The sequence below is a fragment of the Acinetobacter baumannii genome (assembly GCF_009759685.1).
GTDB classification, from domain to species: domain Bacteria; phylum Pseudomonadota; class Gammaproteobacteria; order Pseudomonadales; family Moraxellaceae; genus Acinetobacter; species Acinetobacter baumannii.
Window position 1 is genome coordinate 2781464 of the sequence record NZ_CP046654.1, and the last position, 19728, is coordinate 2801191.

Consider the following 19728-nt stretch of genomic DNA (forward strand, 5'->3'; position numbering starts at 1 on the left):
TGTGAACCTATGACCAAAACAACTGATGATGAAATCCTTGCATTGCTTGCCGAAATGGATGAATCAGAAATTGAGCAATATCTATTAACACTCAATGAAGATGAACAAGCGGAAATAGCAAAACTACTTGCCGATGCGCCTATTTGGTTTCCATTGGAAGGCCCGCAAATGGCTGCGTATTTATCTCAAGCCGATGTTATTGGCTATGGCGGTGCAGCAGGTGGCGGTAAAACGGATTTAATCGTTGGTTCATTCTTAACAGTACATAAACGTAGCTTGGTTGTACGCCGAGAGAAAGCGCAAACAGACGGTATCGTACAGCGTTGTGAAGAAATTCTAGGCCATAAGAATGGCTATAACTCACAAAAATCATTCTGGAACTTGGGCAATGGCCGTTTAATCGAATTTGGTGGACTTGATAACTTGGGTGATGAGAAGCGTTGGCAAGGTCGTGCCCATGATTTTAAGGCACTCGATGAAGCTACAGAGATTCGTGAGTCACAAGCACGCTTTGTAATGGGTTGGAATCGTTCATCAGACCCAACAATCAAATCGAAATGTCTAATGACCTTCAACCCACCAACTACAGCGGAAGGGCGTTGGGTAATTGATTACTTTGCACCTTGGATTAAGAAGGGTCATCCGAACCCTGCAAAGCCCGGTGAGCTCCGTTGGTTCGCGATGGTAAAAGGCAAGGAGCAGGAAGTTGAAAGTAATAAACCATTTGTACTTATTGATGATCAAATTGTTTATGACTTCGACCCGAAGGATTACAAGCCTGAACACATTATTAAGCCCAAGTCACGCACGTTCATTCCTGCACGTGTAACAGATAACAAGTACTACATGGAAACAGGCTACATGAGTACTTTGCAAGCATTGCCTGAACCTTTGAGGTCACAAATGTTATACGGCGATTTCGGTGCGGGTATTGAAGATGACCCTTGGCAAGTTATCCCTACAGAATGGGTTGAAGCAGCTCAAGCACGTTGGAAACCACTTGAAGACATGCGCATTTTGCATCGTGGCGATTTCAAGATGGATTCTTACGGATTGGACGTTGCACGTGGTGGCGGCGATAACACGATTGGTTTTGCGCGTTACGGTTATTGGTACGACAACCCGAACGTACTTGAGGGCAAAGACTCACCTGACGGACCAACAAGCGCATCGTTTGCTGTCTCACATGTTCGCGATCATGCACCTATTCATGTCGATGTGATTGGTGTAGGTGCAAGTACATACGATTTCTTAAAGCAATCAGGCATTCATGTTGTGCCTGTAGACGTACGCAATGCTGCAACTGCATTTGACCGTTCAGGCCAACTTAGTTTTTACAACCTGCGTTCACAACTATGGTGGCAATTCCGTGAAGCATTGGACCCTGCATACGGCAGTACAGTTGCTTTGCCGCCTGAACCAAAGCTTTTAGCAGATTTAACGGCGCCACGTTGGGGATTGCAGGGAACCAAAATCAAAGTGGAATCACGCGAAGAAATCATCAAGCGTATTGGCCGCAGTCCCGACTATGGCTCTGCAATTATCAACGCGCAAATTGATACACCTAAACGTCACATTATGCAGACGATCAATGCATCAGCTGCAAGACGTGATTACGACCCTTACGCGTAGTGTCAACAGGAAACAGGGCCTTTTACATGTGCCAATCGCATAATGTCGAAAAAGGCAAAACTAATCGGAGTCCTTCAATGTGCGTGAAAAATATTCTTGACGGCGTAACCAATATTCTTGGGATGGATGCACCAAAGGCGCAAGTCATTGCACCGCCGAAGCAACCTACTCGCCAAGATTCAAAATCTCCTGATTCATCCGCGACTATTGACCGTGTACAGCAAGCACAAAACTCCATGTCTGGTGGTATTGCAAATACGCTTTATACCGATGCTCAAGGTGTGAGTGACGAAGATTTGCGCTTAGGCAAGAAAACTTTATTAGGCGGTTAAGATGACTGAAGACGATATCAGAGCGCTGAAAAAACGGTTTGATGCTGTTTGGCAATTACGTGTAAATGACATGGACGACTATTGTGCCGAATTAGCGTTACACGTTTTGCCTGCTGCCATCAAAACGATTAAAAACCAAGAAAAGCATGACCGATCTGCATGGTCCAAAATTGTTGATAACACTGGTAAAGACTCGTTGAAAACCCTTGCAGCGGGTATGGTATCGGGCACTTGTTCGCCAAGTCGTAAATGGTTCACCTTGCAAGCCGCAGATGAATCATTGCAAAAGGATATTGAAGTTCGCCAATGGCTTAAAGCTGTTGAGGATGCTTGTTATGTTGCTTTTTCAAAAAGCAATGTTTATCGAACTGTGCATCATATTTACATGCAAGAAGGCGCTTTTGGCATTGGTGCGGCGTTAGCACCTGAACATGGCCGCAATTCAAAAGCCCAACTCATGGATTTAATACCGCTTACCTTCGGTGAGTTTGCCATCACAACGGACGAGTTTAATAAACCGAACGGCGTTTATCGCAAATTCAAATTAACCTCTATCAACATGGTTAAATATTTTGGATTGGATAACGTTTCGGATGCTATTAAGAATGCGTTTGAAAATAAAAACTACGAACAAGAGTTTGAAGTTTGCCATGCGATTTATGAACGAGTAGATGCAAAAGGGTATGGTCCTAAAAACATGCCTTTCGCTTCAATTTACTATGAACCAAGTTCATCGGATAAATTACTACGCGAAAGCGGCTTAATGGGTTTTCAGGTTATTTGCGGCCGTTGGACTGTTTCAAGTAGTGATGTGTACGGTGAAGGACCTGCAAGCGATTGTATTGGTGATTTACGTGCATTACAGAAAGGTCATCAACAAATTGCAGTAGGTGTGGACTATCAAGTTCGACCGCCCTTGCTTTTACCTGATTACTTAAAAGGTCATGAGCGTGAGACATTGCCAAACGGCATTGCGTTCTACCAAGCGTCACCAACGAGCCAAGTTGCACAAGTTCAAGCGATGTTGAATGTGCAATTCGATTTGAACGGTGTTATGGCGCAGATTGCACAATGTCAAGAGCGTGTTAAACGCGCATTCCATACAGATTTGTTCATGATGCTTGATGCTTTTGATAAAGGCAAAATGACCGCTACAGAAGTATATGAGCGCAAATCTGAAAAGATGCTCATGCTTGGTCCGGTAGTTGAACGTCAAATTGATGAATTATTGCGTCCGCTTGTTGAAATCTGTGTTGAGCGTGTCTTGGCAAACAGTGAATACCTACGCCAAATTGCACCAGAAGCAATTCAAAACGCTGATGTCGAAATCAATTTCGTATCCATACTTGCACTTGCACAGAAATCTTCTGGCTCGGCAATTCTTGAACGTGCCCTTGCCATGATTGGGCAAGTAGCCCAAGTCGACCCGCAAGTACTTGATAAAGTTGATACAGATAAATTTATGGATGAATACGCGGAGATTAACGGCGTATCGCCTGATATTTTCCGTCCTCAACGTATCGTTGACCAAATCCGTAGTGACCGTGCAGCACAACAACAAATTGCACAGCAACAAGCCCTTGCTGCCCAACAAGCACAAACGCAAAACACTAACGCCAATACGGTCAAGACTGTAAGCGATACAGATGCAGAAACTTTATCTGACATGTTCTTACAAGGCGGTGGCGCATGAGCGATTTAGAAACCAAAGCCAAAGAAAACAAGAGTGAACGCGACCAGGAACTAAATGACCTGCGCTCAATCTTGGAAACCGAATACGGTAAGCGTTTTCTAATGCGCTTAATCGATCGGGCAAACGTATTTCAGCCCACCTATGGCGGTGGGTCACAAATCAGTGATTTTGCTTTCATGGAAGGCCGCCGAGAGTTTGGCCTATTCATCCTTGGTGAAATCACACAAGCCAATTCAGATGCATGGTTAGACATGCAGAAACTACGATTTTCAAAACTTAAAGAAAAGGTGAACCATGAGCGAAGTGACAACAACTACGACAGCAACTGATGCAGCAACTACCGCTACTACAACGGATACACCTGCTGCAAATACAACTGCTACTGAAACAGGTGGGGGCAATCCTGCTACAACTCAGGTTGAAACTACACCTACTACAAGCACTACTACTACAGAAAATACTGAAACAAAGCCTGAAGTTTTATTAGGTGGTGAAGAACCGCCTGCAGAACAGCCAATTCAATACACAGATTTCACTATGCCTGAAGGGTACTCACTGAATCCGGAAGATTCAAAAACACTTCAGGAACTTGGGCAACAGTTCAAAATGCCGCAAGAAGCGGTGCAAAAACTTGTCGATTTAGGCGTGCAAATGCAACAACGACAAGCACAGGAACAGCAAAAAGTGATTGCTTCTTGGGTTGATGCAGCTAAAGCAGACCCTGAATACGGCGGGGAAAAATTGAAGGAAAACCTGTTGACAGCACAACGCGCCTTCAGCTTACCACGTGGCGCTGAAATCTCTAAGATTCTCTTTAAGAGCGGACTCGGTAACCATCCCGCTGTAATTGGCTTTATGACAGAAGTTGGCAAGTTGTTAGAAGGTGACAACATGACCCATGGAAAAGGCACAAATACAGCGAACGTGGCACCAGCGGCCGTATGGTATGACAAATCATAAGGAATACTTAGATGCCTACGATTGTACAAACAAATCCAACATTAGCCGACGTTGCCCACAACATTGGTACGAACTCTAAAGTTGGGGCGATTATCGAAGTACTCAACAAGCGTCAAGACTTACTTGACGATGCTGTAGTGCTTGAAGCAAATAGCGGTACCCACAATAAAACTAGCGTTCGCTCAGGTTTACCAAAAGGTACATGGCGTAAATTGAACTATGGTGTGCAACCTGAAAAAACATCACGTGTTCAAGTCTCTGATAGTACTGGTCAGTTAACTTCATATTCAGAAGTTGATAAAACCTTGTACGACCTTCAAGGCGAAAATAAAAAGCAATGGCGCTCTGAAGAAGATGCAGGCTTCTTAGAGGGTATGTCACAAGAGGTAATGGAAAACATTATCTATGGTGATGTTGCAGGCGATGTATCTACCTTTAACGGTTTAGCAACGCGTTACAACCATCTTATTGACCCTGAAACAGGCGTAGCACCTGCAAACGCTGTAAACATTCTGGATGCAGGCGGTACAGGCACTGACAATACGTCAATTTACATTGTGCAGTGGGGGCGTGAAAAAACTCACTTGTTCTATCCGCAAGGTACGCAAGCGGGTCTTGAAATTCAAGACAAAGGACAACAAACGGTACTTGATGCGCAAGGCGGCCGTTATGAAGCAATGCGAACATACTTCCAATGGGACGTGGGCTTATCTGTACGTGACTGGCGCTCGGTTGTTCGTATCGCAAACATTGATGTTTCGGACCTTTCAAAAGACGCATCTACTGGTGCAAATCTTATTGATTTATTGGACGAAGCACTTTCTCTCTTACCACTTGCAGGTTCAGCACGTACAGCAATCTACATGAACCGTACTGTTAACCAAGCGCTTAAAGGCCAAGTCAATCACTTTAAAAATGTGCGCTTGACTCTTGAAGACTTCCGTAAAGACGGTAGCCGCAAAATTCAAGCATGGGATGGTGAGCCAATTCGCATCTGTGATGTGATTCTTAACACTGAAGCCCGTGTAGTTTAAGGAGAATTTAACCATGGCATTAGTTGATAAATTACTACAGTTCTCCGATAAGCAAGCTATTGCGGCGGGTGCTAGTACTTTCACTTTGGACACAGTGCATAAATCTGTTGGTACAGCAGGTTTACCTGTCTGCCTTCAAGGGCATGTGGTGGGACCTGCAAACGCTACCGTTACAGTGACACTTGAAGAAAGTGCGGACGGTACAACGTTTACAGCAGCAGCCGCATCAAAAGCGTTTACAGCAGCTGAATTAAATAAAGGTACGTTCTTTTACGTGAACAGTGCGACAAAACGTTTTATCCGTTTGTCTTATGCAGTTGCCAATGCGCCTACCGGTTCTATTTCGGCTTGGTTGGGCAATGAAGCGGATATCCGTACAAACTACGACGCTGTAAGCGGCGCAACTGTTCCAGTTTAAGGAGTTGGTAGATGTCAAATCAAGTTGAAGTTGTTGCGATTAAAAAGGGTTTTTATCACGGCATTCGTGATGTTGGTACTAAGTTTTTTGTGCCTTCCGATTTGCTTACAGGTAAAAAAACTTGGTTTAAACCTGTTAATGAAAATTACGTAATTTCAGAACAGCAAAATGCAGACCCTAATAACCCATATACACGAATGAATAAAGACGCGCTCACACAAGCTGCCGTTGAACAAGGCATTCAGTTAACAGGGGCTGAAACCAAAGCGCAAATTATTGAGCTTTTAACAGCTGAGTAAAGCCTATGAGATCAATTGTTGATCTTTGCAATTTAGCCCTGTCGCATCTAGCGCAGGGCTATGTTGTAAATGAACTAACCGAACCGACAAAGCATGCAAGATTGTGTAATACCTTTTACCCAATTTGCCGTAGAGAGCTGTTGGACAACGAACATCAATGGACGTTTGCCGTTAAGCGCGTTCGCTTGAATGTCGATGCAGGGTATGAGTTTGGCACGGCGTATGTTCTGCCAAGTGATAAGGTCCATATATTTCAGCTTGAATCAGGCAGTCGATTCTATGTAGAAGGCAATCTTCTATTCACAGAAGATACCGCACCAATCTTACGATATGTTCATGATGTGAAAGATTTGGCATTAATGCCCGATTCTTTCAAGACCGCTCTATCTTATTTGTTGGCCGCACGAATAGCAGGCCCTTTGACACAGAATGAGCAAAAACAAATCTCCATGATGCAGCTTTATGAAATTGAAAAGAACAAAGCAATTTTCATTGACCTGCAACAACATCGGATTGAAGCACGGCCTGAGCATACAGGCTCAATGTTTGAGGCGCGATAAATGCAATATTCGTTTAATGGTGGCGTAATTTCGCCGGATATGTTTGGCCGCATTGATCAGGCGAAATATCAGACTGGTGTAGCTAAATGCAAAAACCTTTATGTCGAACTGTTTGGCGGGGTTGTCTATCGTGCAGGCTTCCGCTACGTACACCATTACCCGAAAACAATGGGCAAAATGCGTTTAATCCGTTTTGTTTTTAGTGAAGAGCAAGCCGTTGTTTTGGCTATTCGTGCAGGCGCTATAAATTTCTTTGCTGACGGCGGTATGCTGCTGAATGAAAACAATGAACCTTTAGAAGTTGCGGTACCGTATGCCGAAGATCATTTAATGCAACTCCGCTATGCTCAATCTGCGGACGTTGTGACAATAACCCATCCTAACTATCCACCTAGAAAAATTATTCGTAAAAGCGCAACGGAATGGATAACAGAACTGGTTACAGTGGGATATGGCGTTGGCACACCACAAAATGTTGCCGCAACTGCCCATATTGAAGATAAGTATAAACCCGGTGGAAGTATGCACGACTCATACATTGAGCGTGATTATTCTTACCAAGTCACCGCAGTAGATGAACAAAATGAATCTGCTGCATCTTTAAAGGTTGTTGTACAAAACGACTTAACACTCGCAGGGAATTACAACACGATTACATGGGATGCGGTAACAGGTGCGAACCGTTATAACATTTTTAAACTACGATCTGGTTTGGCAAGCTTTATTGGTGAAACAACTGAAACAAGCTTCACAGACGATAATATTGAGACAAACGGTTCAATCACACCGCCATTAATTCGTAATCCTTTTGAATTTTACCCGACCGCAGTTGCATACCATGGTCAGCGAAAAGTATATGGCGGTGGTTATAAATCCCCCCAATGGATTCGCATGTCGCGTACGGCAACGGATGACAATTTCGGGTACCACATTCCTACTCAAGATACAGATTCAATTCAAATACGGTTTGCTGCCCGCGACGGTAACGGTGTTAAACACCTAGTTACAATGAGTGATTTACTTATTTTGACAAGTGGGGCACTTTGGAAAATGTCAGCGGATGGAGCCGTAACAGCTGCTAGTGTGAACATGAACAAGCAGTACAGTACAGGTGCAAATGATGTGACACCCGTTGAAGTTGATGGCGCAACAATTTTTTCCTCTGATCAAACAGGGCACGTACACGAAATATCATTGGCAAGCGGATACAACGCATCTTTTTATCAAACAATCGACTTATCAATAATGTGCCCACAACTTTTTGATGGGCAAAAAATTATTGATTGTGCATTATTGCGTAACCCTTTGAATATTATATATTTTGTACGTGGCGATGGTGTTTTGCTTTCATTAACATATGAGCCAAAACAACAGGTTTGGGCTTGGGCAGAGCATCACACCAACGGTAAATTTTTGTCTATTGCAGAAATACCGGAAGATGATCAATCTGTTTTATATGCGTTTATTGAGCGTGACGGTTTTTATACCATTGAACGTATGCTTACAAGGCAGCCGTTAGATATGCAGGATAAGTGCTATTTAGATAGCAGCATTCAGTATAAGGGCGACCCCACAGCAACTTTATCCGGCTTAGATTGGCTTGAAGGTCAAACAGTATCTGTATTTGCAGATGGGGGCGTTAAACCCAATGTAAAAGTAGAAAACGGCACAATAAAACTGCCACGTGAATTATCTAATATTTGGGTTGGTCTGAATTACGAAGCTGAACTACAAACATTGCCAATTTTTCAAGAACAAAATGACCCCGTTAAACCTAAAGTCGTCAATAAAGTTCAACTAAGAGTAAGAGAGTCTCAAAACATTTTGGTCGGTGCGAACCAAGATATTGAGGACCGTACACCAATCGATGAGTTTAAACCGCGCAGTAATGAGCGCTATGGTAGCCCTCTTAAATTGTATTCAGGCTTAATAGAGGTACCAGTTGACAGTACTTACGAAAGTGACATTCAAATTACTGTAAAACATGATAAACCTTTACCTATGAAGCTATTGGCAATTGAGGTAAAAATGACATGAGACGAAATAATATTGAAATTCGTAAGCCGACTGAGCGCGATATTCGTATTCTTGTTGAAAACCTGCGTGATGCCGATAAAGACGAAATGAAAGCGTACTTCAATGACAATTTTCATTGGATGATCAAAATGTCTATCAAGCATTCAAGCGATGCTTGGACTGTAGTAGTTAACGGTAAATTGCTTTTTATTTGTGGTGTTGGAATGTCAAGTTTAATAGGCAACGTTGGTTGCCCATGGTTACTTGGCACAAATTTCATAAAACAATATCCGTTTGAATTTTACAAACAATGCCAAAGTATTTTAAAGGAAATGCGGTCGGAGTATGCCGTTCTTGTAAATCATGTGTATGAAAAAAACGAGAATGCTATACGTTTCTTAAAAAGACTAGGCTTTGATTTAAAAAAAGCAGAACCATACGGCGCGAACAATAAAATGTTCCATCCGTTCGTGATGGGGGCGTTATGACAAATCCATATGCATATGCAGCGGTTAAAGGTGTAGAAGCGCTTTCCAATTACGCAAAAATGAAGGCGCAAAAACAGTCATTTAAGGACCAAGAAAAGCTCGCCCTTTACAATGCAACCCTTTCAGATAATCAGGCTCGGCAAGCCATCGAAGATGGTACCAATGCCGTAACTGATTATCAGCGTAACGTTTCGGCCTTTAAATCAAGCCAAATCAACGCCCTTGCGGAGAATGGTATTGATGTAACACAAGGTTCAGCCATTGATTTACTTGCTTCAACAGAGATGCTCGCTCAAGGCGATATTGATTCAATTAAATACAATGCTGCGCTTCAGTCTTGGGGGCACAAGGTTCAATCCACAAATTACCGCAATCAAGCCGAAAATTACCGTGTTGCTGCGAAATCCATTAGACCTGTATTAAGCACGATACTAAACCTTAGCGGTGAAGCTGCTTCCGCTTTTGGTTCAAGTATGGGTAAAGGCGGTTTAGGTGGAGGGCTTGAAAGTGGTTCCGCATCTAGTGGCGGTTCTGACTTTGCTTCAAGCCTTTATGATATAGGTGGCAGTAATTCGCAAGGTGCATCATGGCAAAATTATAATTGGAATTGGTTTGGAGCTAGTTAATGCGTATCCCACAATTTAATCGACAAGTTTCGGACAATAGTGTTCCAAATGTACAAGTCAGTGGCGGCATGTCAGCAGGCGAAGCCGCTAGCTTAGTTGGTAATAAAACTGATAGCTTAGTTGGTGCACTTAATTCAGGTTTGAATGCGTACCAAGCATACCAAGATGAAGCGGACCGCGTACGGGTTATTGATGCGCAAAATAAACTCGCTGAATTAAAACTCCATTTACAAAACAATGATGTCGACGGGTACGGCAACAAAAAAGGTGTAGATGTTGTTAGTTTTGATGATGGCAACGGTGGCGGGTTTGTAGACTACTATACAAAAGCATATCAAGATGGAGTTGGGCAAATTGCAAATACTTTAGGCAATAGCCGTCAACGTGCCTTGTTTAAAGAAATGTCTGAACGTGACGCGGTGCAGTTCAAAGGCTCGTTACAAAATTACTTTGTACGTGAAAATGATGTTTATCAGCAAAGCGTTTATTCATCTTCTGCAGATCGTTTTATTCGAGAAATAAACGAGAATCCTGGTGACTTCACTAAGATTGATGAAAGCCGTGCTAATCTTAAAGCTTCATTAGGTAAATTAATGAATCTTGAAGGAAAGGCAGCGACTGAAGCAGAAAACATTTATCTTAAAAATGTCTCAGTGGCCCACATTACAAACATTAGCGCCTTTGTCGAAAATGGTGATTTAAAAGCAGCACTTGCCTATAAAAATAAATATAAAGACGAGATTTCATTAGCAGATAGCTTTAAGGTAGATCAGCGTATTCATCAAAAACTTGAAGATCAGCAAGTCGAATCTTTAGTTAATATGGCCACAACCGGAACTCAAGAGGGCAGCAACCCTGCTTTAAACGTTCCCCCGCAAGCATCAGCAAAAATTGCTCAGGAGCTTAAAAGTCTTACACCTGAACAGATGAAAAACATCAAATACAATGATCAACGTTTGGATGTTTACACTGTGCATGCTGCAAAAGAAAAAGGCATGGAATGGGCAGCGCCTTTAATTTTAGGACTAAGATTGGCTGGTGAAAAATCTAATAATAGTGCCGTTTCTGAAAAGGGTGCTAAATCTGTTATGCAGTTTATACTTGATACATGGAAACAGTACAGTAAAGGCGGTCAAAGGGATATTAACAACCCCGCTGATACTATTGACGCTGCTTTTGATTTTATTTCAGACATTAGTAAAAAATATAAAACAAAAGACCCAATGGTTATTGCCGCTTACTATCATGGCGGGGATGAGGATGCAAGAAGGGTATTAGCAGGGGGGCAACCTAAAGGGCCTAGAGGTCGCGCGTATTTAGAACGTATGGATAAGTGGTTAACTAAAGATTTTGGGCAGTACGCAAACAAGCCTGCAAAAACTCGAGAACAAGCACAATCAGAGATTTGGAATAGCAATGCGCCTGTAGAGTTGAAACAAAAAGCCTTAATTTTTACCGATCGGTACTACAATGGGTTGGATAAAGCTAAAGAAGAAAAACAAAACCAAGTATACGATTATTACTTTAAAGGTATTAATTCGGGCCAATTTACTTATGAGCAGATTCCTGTGGTTGATATTAATGCTTTAGAGCCCAATCAGATCAAAAGTTTAGAAGCGGTCAGTAATGCCAAATTTAAAAAGGATATTAAAACTGACCCTACGATTTACAGCATGATAATGCTAAATAAAGATGAGCTTTTCAAAGGAAAACCACAATCAGTTTTGCATCAGTACGCTGATAAATTATCCGCATCAGACTATCGTGCTGTCACAAAAATGTATATTGATGTTAATGCTCCACCAAAAGATGTAAGAAAAGAAGATGCTATTGAAGTTAGCCCTAAGACGGTTTCGGATTATTTAAATCCATATTTACCTATGCTTGGTATTACAAATAAGACAAATAAGAATCAGATCGATCATTATGCCGCTGTTCAGGCAGACGTAACACAAACATTGCGTGAAGCTGAAGCTCGAAAAGGAAGCAAGCTGACCAAGGATGAATTTAGTCGAGCTGTTCTTAAAACGATCGGGCTAAATACCAAAATCACAACATCACGTTCTTTGTTTGGTGTGTCAATTGGCAGTTCTGAAAGCAATTTAAATCGCATATACTCAGTTAAAAGTAAAGACGATATTGCTCCTAATACTCAAAAGAAAATTGATGACTTGTTTAAAAAACAAGGTCGTGATTTATCAAAAGTAACATTGGCAGAATATCTTAATGCTTATTATTCAATGGCTAGAAGGGGGTTTTAAAATTGAAAAAAGTATTGATTGTTTGTTTATTAAGTGGGTTTTTAACCCCATTATCGTTTGCTAAAAGTGAAGTTCAGACTGATGAACCTACAGAGATAGCATTTACAAAGTGGATGTCGTGCGTGGATGTTAGCACAAAATTTTATAGTCTTTCTGGCGAGTCTACCGAAAACATAGCAACGGCAGTTATGGGAAAATGCAGAGTTAATCAAGAAACATTTAATGCGGTTGCTGAACAATCTATGCTTTCTGAAACATCAAAAAGTAACGCTGATCGGAAGTATGCAAGAGTGCAATCAAACGAGTTAACAGCAGAGCTTGCATCGCAACTGAAGGAAAGAATTATCCAAAAAATAGTTGAAGAAAAAGCGATAAAAGGACTAAAAAAGGAATAAATTTATTCACACCCTATTCTCAAGCTGTCAACAGCAAAAGGCAGTCTAAACAATAACAGCATTTAAGATTACAAATAACCGTAGTCTTAAGTGCTTTTATTATGTCTGATCAAAATACAAATCTGACAATTGGTCAATTATTCGAATTAAACCAAGGCAAGAACCCAACGCAAATTGCGGATACAGAAGCCCGTGCGCGTAAGGCTGCACGTTCGTTGGGCTTAGACTATAACAAGATGACAGAAACGCCTGAACAGATCGTTTCTGTTGCTGATGAGGTAAACACTCAAAAGCGCGTCAATGAAGTGGTTGCAAGTGACCCTGTATTGGGTAAATACGCACTTAACCCAAATCAAGCCGCTGTTTCACTTGATGACTTTGAAAACCTAAAAGACATTAGCGATAAAGTATCGTTATTGGGTTCTAGTTTGAATAAACCGTACGAACCTGTTTCATACCAAGACATACAAAATGTTTTGTCTAAAGGAACATCACCAGAACAAAAAAAGAGACTGAAAGAACTAGGTATTTACGAAGACCCTCAAAAGCAGGTCAAGCCGAATGTAAACCCTAATTTATTGGATACGCTAAGTACATCTTTAGTGCCCCAAACATCAGACCAAGTTTTCAAAGAACATTACGACCGCATCAAGAAAACAGCAGGCGTAATGTCTGCCGAACGGTTTAAAAAATACTATGAAAACCAAGTCTATTGGATGGAGCACACGGCAACTGCTGAACCTACCAGTCCACAAGAACAAGGCAATCGATATGTAAATGCAGCTATTCGTGCTGTTGCGGCTATTGGTCAGACAGAAGGCGCAGTAATTAGCGCGACAACAGGAAACGATAGCCTTCTTAACTTGGCAACACGTGTTAAAAATAAAGCTGCCCCATCACAAGAAATGACGCAAGCGCTTTACCAAGCACAACTTGCAGCACAGACAAATGATGCAGGTGTATTGGGTGCGGCACAAGAACTGGTTAGCAATGCTGATGCAGGTTTAGTGGGTGAGTTTTTAATTGAACAAGCACCCCCCGCATTAGTTGGATATTATGCAGGCGCGGGGGCAGGTGGAGTTTTAACAAATTCACTTATCCGAAATACCGCTAAATATGCCCCTTTGGTGATGAACCTAGAAAAGGCGGCAAAGTTAGTACGCGGAGTAACAACCGCAGGTAATGCGGCACAAGGCGCATTAGGTGCAGGCACGGCCGATGCTCTGGTGTCATATGGGCAGAACATGGCAGAAGCCCGTGAAAAGTTTTTAACCCGCCAAGAACAGATCGATTATGCAGCTGCAAAGACATGGGGTTCAGCAAAATATTCAGCCTTAGGCGGTGCATTAATGCCTGTAACTTTTGGCGGCCCTTTGCGTACTGTAGGCGGTCAAGCTGTCATTCAATCAGCGGCAGGCATGTACTCTGTGCAAGGTGCGGCCGATGCGGTTGGTGAAAAAGCCGACCCTGTAGAAATGGCATTAGAAGGCTTGTTAGAAGTTGCAACAGCAGCGCCTGAAGTAGCAATTACATCTGCGGCCAAAGTTAAAAACCAACGTACAGCACAATTTGCATTAGACCAATTGCGACAAGATCAACAGCAAGATGCTGTTCGTTCAAGTACGTTTGCAGCTGTACTTAACAACCTTATTGACCGCAACAAAGAAAGCAAGACAGCACAACGTGATGACTCTGCAAGCCAAGCATTTATCAAACAGGCAGTTGAAGAACACGGCGCGGTTGAAGAAGTTTATATAGATGGTCAGACCTTCAACCAGTTATTACGTGACCGTAATATTGAGCCAACTGATTTATTTGAACGTGCGCCAAGTCTGCAAGATCAGTTGGGTACCGCGGAAACATTTAACGGCACTGTACAGATACCAGTAAATGAATTTGTTTCTGCAATGTCGGTTATTGAGCGTCCAACAGATTTTGTCGAGAACGTTCGTTCAAGCCCGGACATGCCAACTTATCGCGAAGCTCAAGAGAACCTTGCAAAAACAACGGAACAAATGCAGCAAGAAGCCGATACATATATGGCTGAGCAAGCCCGTTTTGAAAGTGCTGAAGATGCAAAAGAGTTGGTAGCAACAGAAGTACAAAACCAATTGGCTAAAGTCGGAACATTTACGGCTAAATACAATCGTGCAGCGGGTGAATTAACTTCAGCTTTCTACTCAACGTTAGGCGATAAACTTGGGATTTCAGCAAAAGAAGCTTTTGACCGTTACCCAATTCGTATTGCTGATGAGCCGACCACGGATAAAGGAATTTCATTTAATCAAAGTGCTAACCCTGAACAAACAATCTCAGTAGATGATTTTGCTAAGAGCATTAAAAAACAATATGGAATTGAATTAAGTCTAAAAGGTAGCCCATCAAGTAATGTTCTTTCATTGCATAAAATTGTTGTGCCTGAAGCTATGCGCAATCAAGGTAATGGCACTAAAGCAATGCAGGATATTATTAGCTATGCTGACTCGCAAAATAAAACAATCGCACTTACTCCAAGTTCTGATTTCGGCGGCAACAAAAGCAGACTTACAAGTTTTTATAAAAAACTCGGCTTTGTTGAAAACAAGGGTCGAAATAAAGATTATGAAATTTCAGAAAGTATGTACCGTTCACCAAATGGTCGTAAATATAATCAAGCGAATGGCGGTACACGCGGTTCTATTACTTTCAGCATTGGTCAAGATGGCTCAACAATCGTATTAAGCAAAAATGCTGATTTCTCAACCTTTGTGCATGAGCTTGGGCATCATTTCTTAGAAATGAATATGCAACTCGCCCTAAGTCCTGATGCGCCCGCACAAGTCCGCGCGGATATGGAAACGGTAATGAAGTGGGCTTCACCAGAAACAACTGATCTGGGCGAATGGGACTTTTTCACCGATGCAGAAAAAACAGAAGTACACGAAAAATTTGCAGAAACTTTTGAACAGTATGTTTTTACGGGTAAAGCACCAAGCGCGGCATTAAAGCAAGTTTTCAACCGATTCAGACAATTCATGATTGCCGTGTACCGGAACATTGAAAAGTTTATGGGCATCAATGACCGTGCAGAATTGAATGCGGATATCACAGGTGTAATGGACCGTATGCTTGCATCATCAAGTGCAATTGCTGAAGCACAAGCTGCATCAAATCTTGAAATGCTAATTCATCAAGATGATGCAATGCGCCTTGGTATTTCGCCAAAAGATTATGACGAAATGCGCCAAGATCATGAAATTGCAACAGAATTATCTATAAATACCTTAGAGCAAAAATCCCTGCGCAATATGATTTGGTACCAAAAGCAGAAGTCTAAGTATCTGAAAACATTGCAAAAAGAAGCAGATAAAAAACGCGCTACCGTTCGTGAAGATATGGCAAAAGAAATTGCACAAGAACCTGTATATCAGGCTATGGCATTTCTACGTCAACCGCTTGACCAAGTTGCTAAGCGCGACTCAACCAAGGTTGAGCCTGAACGCGACAATCTATTTGAAGCGATTGCTAAATTCGGCGGGCTTGATGCCAATGAAGTAGAAAGCACTTGGGGCATTGATGAAGCAGCTAAAACCAAATCAGGCGTTGGAAATAAACCTGTCGTACGTTCTTCAAAGTCAAAAGTAAAAGGCCTGTCAATTGAATCGATGGCTGAGAAGCTTAGTGAAGAAGGGTATTTAACTTTAGATGAACATGGCAAATTTGATACCCGTGAACTTGAAGATAAATTTGCGGAACAGTTGCGCGGCGTTAATCAATATTCAAATCAAGTCGATCCTGAGTTGTTAGATTATTCACAGGACATGGATTTGCTGCAACGCTATGCAGAAGGCCGCACAACCAAAGGCAAGTTGTCACTAGATTGGATTGAAGCTAAATATGGCCGTGATAGTGATATTTACCAAGGCATATCTAAAGGCGCTTATGGTTTTGCACAGCGCGGTGGAGAAAACCCCGACGTAGTTGCTGAAATGTTCGGATATGAAAGCGGCGATGCATTGATTCGTGACTTGCTTAATTCACCGAGTCCTAAGCAAAAAATTGATGAGCTCACCGATGCGCGTATGGCTGTTCAATATTCTGAATTTTTCGATCAGCAAAGCATTATAGAAGCAGTCGAAGCCGCATTACACAATGATGTTCGTGCGCGTATGCTTTCCGCTGAAATGGCTGCACTAAACGGTTTACTTGGCCGCAAGTCTGCTTTGAATGAAGCCGCAAAGACAGTTGCTCAAGACATTGTACAGCGCCAAAAAATTAAAGATATTCGACCGCATGTACGTGCACAAGATGATGCTCGTTTAGGGCGCATGGCAAATGAAGCATTTAGAAAGGGGGAAACGGTAGAAGCTGCACGCCATAAGCGCAATCAGTTGGTTCAGTTCTATGCAACCAAATACAGTTATGATGCAAAAGACCAGATTCAAAAACATCTTGATTTAGTCAAAAAGGTTTTTGGAAATAACGAGAAGTTATCTAAAAACCGTGACTTTGATTTTGTGACCGCTGCCCGCGGCATTTTGGGCAAATATGATCTTGGCCGCGAATCAACAAATTATGAGCATCAACTAGAATTGATTCGTAAATATGACCCGACCACATATGCCGAAATACAGAACATAGGCGCATTGCCTGAAAACCAAAACTATCGCGAATTAACGCTTGAACAGTTCAATGCAGTTATGGCTGCGGTCGAAACACTTTGGCATCGATCTAAAGAAAATAAGATTTGGCATACAACCAATGAAGCCTTTGAGCGGGAACAGGTCCGTGAAGAACTAATACAGCAAACAGGCGGTAAGAAAAGCGTTGAGAAGATTCAGCAAACATTATTGGGTAGAGATAAGACCGCAGAACTTAAAGCTAAGTTCATGGAATTAGGCGCTTCAGCAAAACGTGTCGACCAGGTAGTAACTTGGTTAGACGGTGGTGCAAATGGCAAATTCCGTACATATCTAATCAACCCTATGCAAGATGCCTTGGCTAAATATCGTATTGAAAAAGCCAAGATGCTTAAAGATGTGGTCGATATATTTGAAGGATTTGGCAAACTCGATAATTCAAAAATTGCTGCACCTGAACTCAATAATTTTACATTCGTGGGTAAGCAATCTTTGCTCCATGCGATTTTGCATACAGGTAATTTAAGCAACAAAGAGCGTCTTGTTTTAGGTTATGGGTGGGGTGCGCGTTTAGAAGATGGTTCGGTCGATTTCAGTGCATGGGATCAATTCTTTAGCCGGATGGTTAAAGAGGGTGTGATTACCAAAAAAGATATGGATAGCATCCAAAAACTCTGGAATCTTTTTGATAAATACAAAGAGCAAGCACAAATCACACATAAAAAAATTAACGGTCGCTATTTTGATGAATTACCACGTACGCCTATTAGTACGCCATTTGGTGAGTATGAAGGCGGTTATGTGCCTGCTGCTTATGACCGTATTCGCTCAAATGAGCAAGACCGCATTCAAGATAAAAACTTAGCTGAAAACAACTTGCAGGCTCTAGATATCGCAACGACTGGCGCGAACTTTACCAAGTCACGTGCAGATCGTTACCACGATCAACTTGAGCTAGATATGTCTCGGTTACCAAGCCATCTTGATAAAGAATTGCGTTACATCCATCTTGAATTACAGATTCGACAAATCGGACGTTTATTGCTGAATAAAGATTTTAGAAATGAGATTGAGCGCGTATTGCCATTTGGGGTTAAACAAGTCTTCAACCCTTGGCTTAAAGCAATTGCAAATCAGACTGTTGATGAAAGCTCAGGCATTAGTTTGCTAGATAGTATTTTCCGCACACTTCGCCGCAATACTGGGATTGCGATTATGGCGGGTAACTTAAAAAATGCTGTTGAGCAGTTCACAGGCTTTACACAAGTTGCTGTTGCAGTACCGCCGAAACAATTACTAAAAGCTCAGACCCATTATTTTGCTTCAGTTGCTACCCGTGAAGACATGGCAAATAACATCATGGAAATGTCTGACTTCATGAAAACCCGATTCGACCGTGCAGCGGATGAATACCGTTATGCGGTGGATGAAATTGTTTTTCAAAAGGGCGCAATTCAAACAGTGAAAGATTTCACCATGAAGCACGCGTATGTATTGCAGACAACGATACAAAGACCAATGGAAATGATCTCTTGGCAAGCGGCTTTCAACCATTACACTGAACAAGGTATGACGCAATACGATGCGGTTCATGCGGCTGATGCCGTCATTCGCCAATACATGACGGATATGTCACCAGAAGGGATTTCAAATCTTGAACGCGGCACGCCTGCTAGACGCATGTTTCTAATGTTTTACAACTGGTTCAATATGGTTTGGAACACATCAATGTCAGAAGCTAAGTTAGCGTTAGAGGCAAGCAACGGCTCATGGGTGCAAGCATCGCCACGCTTGGCGTATGTGGCGTTAATGATGATCTCCATTCCATCAATGCTGTCTGAATTGCTTGGGGTTATCTTCGCAGGCGGTCTAAAAGATGAGGACGATGACGATAATAAATGGGATGACTTATCTGCAAAGCTTGCGCTTTCACAATTAAAAATGTTGGCGGCTTTTGTACCGTATGTCGGTAATGCCGCGAACGCTGCGATCAGCAATACGGATAAAAACGTGATGAACGACCGCTATACCGCCTCACCTGTGTTTAGTATGTTTGATGGTGGACTTTCATTAATCCAACATGCAAGCCGTGCTTTGGATGAGGATAAAGAAGTTAATCAAGGTAAAGCTTCAAAAGATTTAATGAATACAGCAACCCTCGTTACGGGCATTCCGTTTGCTGTACTTGGTAAACCTTCTGGTTATTGGCTTGATGTAGCTCAAGGCAAGAAAGATGCACCAGACAGTATTTACGATGCAACACGCGGTACGATAACAGGGAAACATGCACCAGAATGATAAGAAATTATCAAGTGTTATTTTTCATTAAATAACAACGATTTGCCTAAAAATTGTAGTTGACTCCGTAGTTTTGTTAGTTCAATATCTAACCAAA

Annotated in this window: 15 protein-coding genes; all 15 read left to right on the forward strand. The window is 42.1% G+C overall.

What is annotated here, in order from left to right; all coding sequences use genetic code 11:
• Positions 1-9: 9 nt before the first annotated feature.
• The 15 genes from GO593_RS13410 to GO593_RS13480 all read left to right on the forward strand — a co-directional run bounded on the left by GO593_RS13410 (position 10) and on the right by GO593_RS13480 (position 19631).
• Entirely contained in the window at positions 10-1632 is a 1623-nt protein-coding gene (locus GO593_RS13410; protein WP_025079718.1) for a magnesium and cobalt transport protein CorA, read from the forward strand.
• Between the two features lie 77 nt (positions 1633-1709).
• Positions 1710-1964, forward strand: a complete 255-nt coding sequence (locus GO593_RS13415) for a hypothetical protein (protein ID WP_000337838.1) — start codon at positions 1710-1712, stop codon at positions 1962-1964.
• A 1-nt stretch (position 1965) separates the two neighbouring features.
• The gene (locus GO593_RS13420) at positions 1966-3657 is read left to right on the forward strand and encodes a portal protein (protein WP_000133667.1); all 1692 of its coding nucleotides are present in this window, start codon (positions 1966-1968) and stop codon (positions 3655-3657) included.
• Positions 3654-3986, forward strand: a complete 333-nt coding sequence (locus tag GO593_RS13425; RefSeq protein WP_001281315.1) for a Bbp19 family protein — start codon at positions 3654-3656, stop codon at positions 3984-3986. The genes GO593_RS13420 and GO593_RS13425 overlap by 4 nt, the downstream gene beginning before the upstream one ends.
• Positions 3952-4617 (forward strand): hypothetical protein, encoded by a 666-nt coding sequence (locus tag GO593_RS13430; RefSeq protein ID WP_000005808.1) that lies wholly within the window; start codon positions 3952-3954, stop codon positions 4615-4617. The genes GO593_RS13425 and GO593_RS13430 overlap by 35 nt, the downstream gene beginning before the upstream one ends.
• Positions 4618-4628: 11 nt before the next feature.
• A complete protein-coding gene (locus tag GO593_RS13435; RefSeq protein WP_001142380.1) occupies positions 4629-5651 on the forward strand; it encodes a major capsid protein in 1023 nt (340 codons plus the stop codon).
• 13 nt (positions 5652-5664) lie between these two features.
• Complete coding sequence (locus GO593_RS13440; RefSeq protein ID WP_001229565.1) at positions 5665-6069, forward strand: Bbp16 family capsid cement protein; 405 nt, start codon at positions 5665-5667, stop codon at positions 6067-6069.
• Positions 6070-6080: 11 nt separating this feature from the next.
• Entirely contained in the window at positions 6081-6368 is a 288-nt protein-coding gene (locus tag GO593_RS13445; protein ID WP_000070960.1) for a hypothetical protein, read from the forward strand.
• Between the two features lie 5 nt (positions 6369-6373).
• Positions 6374-6928: a hypothetical protein gene (locus GO593_RS13450; RefSeq protein ID WP_001256668.1), complete on the forward strand. Its 555-nt coding sequence runs from the start codon at positions 6374-6376 to the stop codon at positions 6926-6928.
• Positions 6929-8965, forward strand: coding sequence for a phage tail protein (locus GO593_RS13455; RefSeq protein ID WP_001200120.1), 2037 nt, complete (start codon positions 6929-6931; stop codon positions 8963-8965).
• A complete protein-coding gene (locus GO593_RS13460) occupies positions 8962-9432 on the forward strand; it encodes a phage protein Gp13 family protein (protein ID WP_001254054.1) in 471 nt (156 codons plus the stop codon). Before GO593_RS13455 ends, GO593_RS13460 begins: the two co-directional genes overlap by 4 nt.
• Positions 9429-10058 (forward strand): hypothetical protein, encoded by a 630-nt coding sequence (locus GO593_RS13465; RefSeq protein ID WP_000184352.1) that lies wholly within the window; start codon positions 9429-9431, stop codon positions 10056-10058. Before GO593_RS13460 ends, GO593_RS13465 begins: the two co-directional genes overlap by 4 nt.
• Complete coding sequence (locus tag GO593_RS13470) at positions 10058-12319, forward strand: transglycosylase SLT domain-containing protein (RefSeq protein WP_001222481.1); 2262 nt, start codon at positions 10058-10060, stop codon at positions 12317-12319. The genes GO593_RS13465 and GO593_RS13470 overlap by 1 nt, the downstream gene beginning before the upstream one ends.
• 2 nt (positions 12320-12321) lie before the next feature.
• Positions 12322-12714, forward strand: a complete 393-nt coding sequence (locus tag GO593_RS13475) for a hypothetical protein (protein ID WP_000756748.1) — start codon at positions 12322-12324, stop codon at positions 12712-12714.
• A gap of 101 nt (positions 12715-12815) precedes the next feature.
• Complete coding sequence (locus GO593_RS13480; protein ID WP_001283522.1) at positions 12816-19631, forward strand: hypothetical protein; 6816 nt, start codon at positions 12816-12818, stop codon at positions 19629-19631.
• The last annotated feature ends 97 nt before the right edge of the window (positions 19632-19728 follow it).

What these genes read in the sequence shown, in the direction of transcription:
- GO593_RS13465 (WP_000184352.1), top strand. Translation starts at nt 9,429, where the DNA reads ATGACAAATCCATATGCATATGCAGCGGTTAAAGGTGTAGAAGCGCTT.
- GO593_RS13420 (WP_000133667.1), top strand. Translation starts at nt 1,966, where the DNA reads ATGACTGAAGACGATATCAGAGCGCTGAAAAAACGGTTTGATGCTGTT.
- GO593_RS13445 (WP_000070960.1), top strand. Translation starts at nt 6,081, where the DNA reads ATGTCAAATCAAGTTGAAGTTGTTGCGATTAAAAAGGGTTTTTATCAC.
- GO593_RS13415 (WP_000337838.1), top strand. Translation starts at nt 1,710, where the DNA reads ATGTGCGTGAAAAATATTCTTGACGGCGTAACCAATATTCTTGGGATG.
- GO593_RS13480 (WP_001283522.1), top strand. Translation starts at nt 12,816, where the DNA reads ATGTCTGATCAAAATACAAATCTGACAATTGGTCAATTATTCGAATTA.
- GO593_RS13450 (WP_001256668.1), top strand. Translation starts at nt 6,374, where the DNA reads ATGAGATCAATTGTTGATCTTTGCAATTTAGCCCTGTCGCATCTAGCG.
- GO593_RS13435 (WP_001142380.1), top strand. Translation starts at nt 4,629, where the DNA reads ATGCCTACGATTGTACAAACAAATCCAACATTAGCCGACGTTGCCCAC.
- GO593_RS13430 (WP_000005808.1), top strand. Translation starts at nt 3,952, where the DNA reads ATGAGCGAAGTGACAACAACTACGACAGCAACTGATGCAGCAACTACC.
- GO593_RS13440 (WP_001229565.1), top strand. Translation starts at nt 5,665, where the DNA reads ATGGCATTAGTTGATAAATTACTACAGTTCTCCGATAAGCAAGCTATT.
- GO593_RS13425 (WP_001281315.1), top strand. Translation starts at nt 3,654, where the DNA reads ATGAGCGATTTAGAAACCAAAGCCAAAGAAAACAAGAGTGAACGCGAC.
- GO593_RS13455 (WP_001200120.1), top strand. Translation starts at nt 6,929, where the DNA reads ATGCAATATTCGTTTAATGGTGGCGTAATTTCGCCGGATATGTTTGGC.
- GO593_RS13460 (WP_001254054.1), top strand. Translation starts at nt 8,962, where the DNA reads ATGAGACGAAATAATATTGAAATTCGTAAGCCGACTGAGCGCGATATT.
- GO593_RS13470 (WP_001222481.1), top strand. Translation starts at nt 10,058, where the DNA reads ATGCGTATCCCACAATTTAATCGACAAGTTTCGGACAATAGTGTTCCA.
- GO593_RS13410 (WP_025079718.1), top strand. Translation starts at nt 10, where the DNA reads ATGACCAAAACAACTGATGATGAAATCCTTGCATTGCTTGCCGAAATG.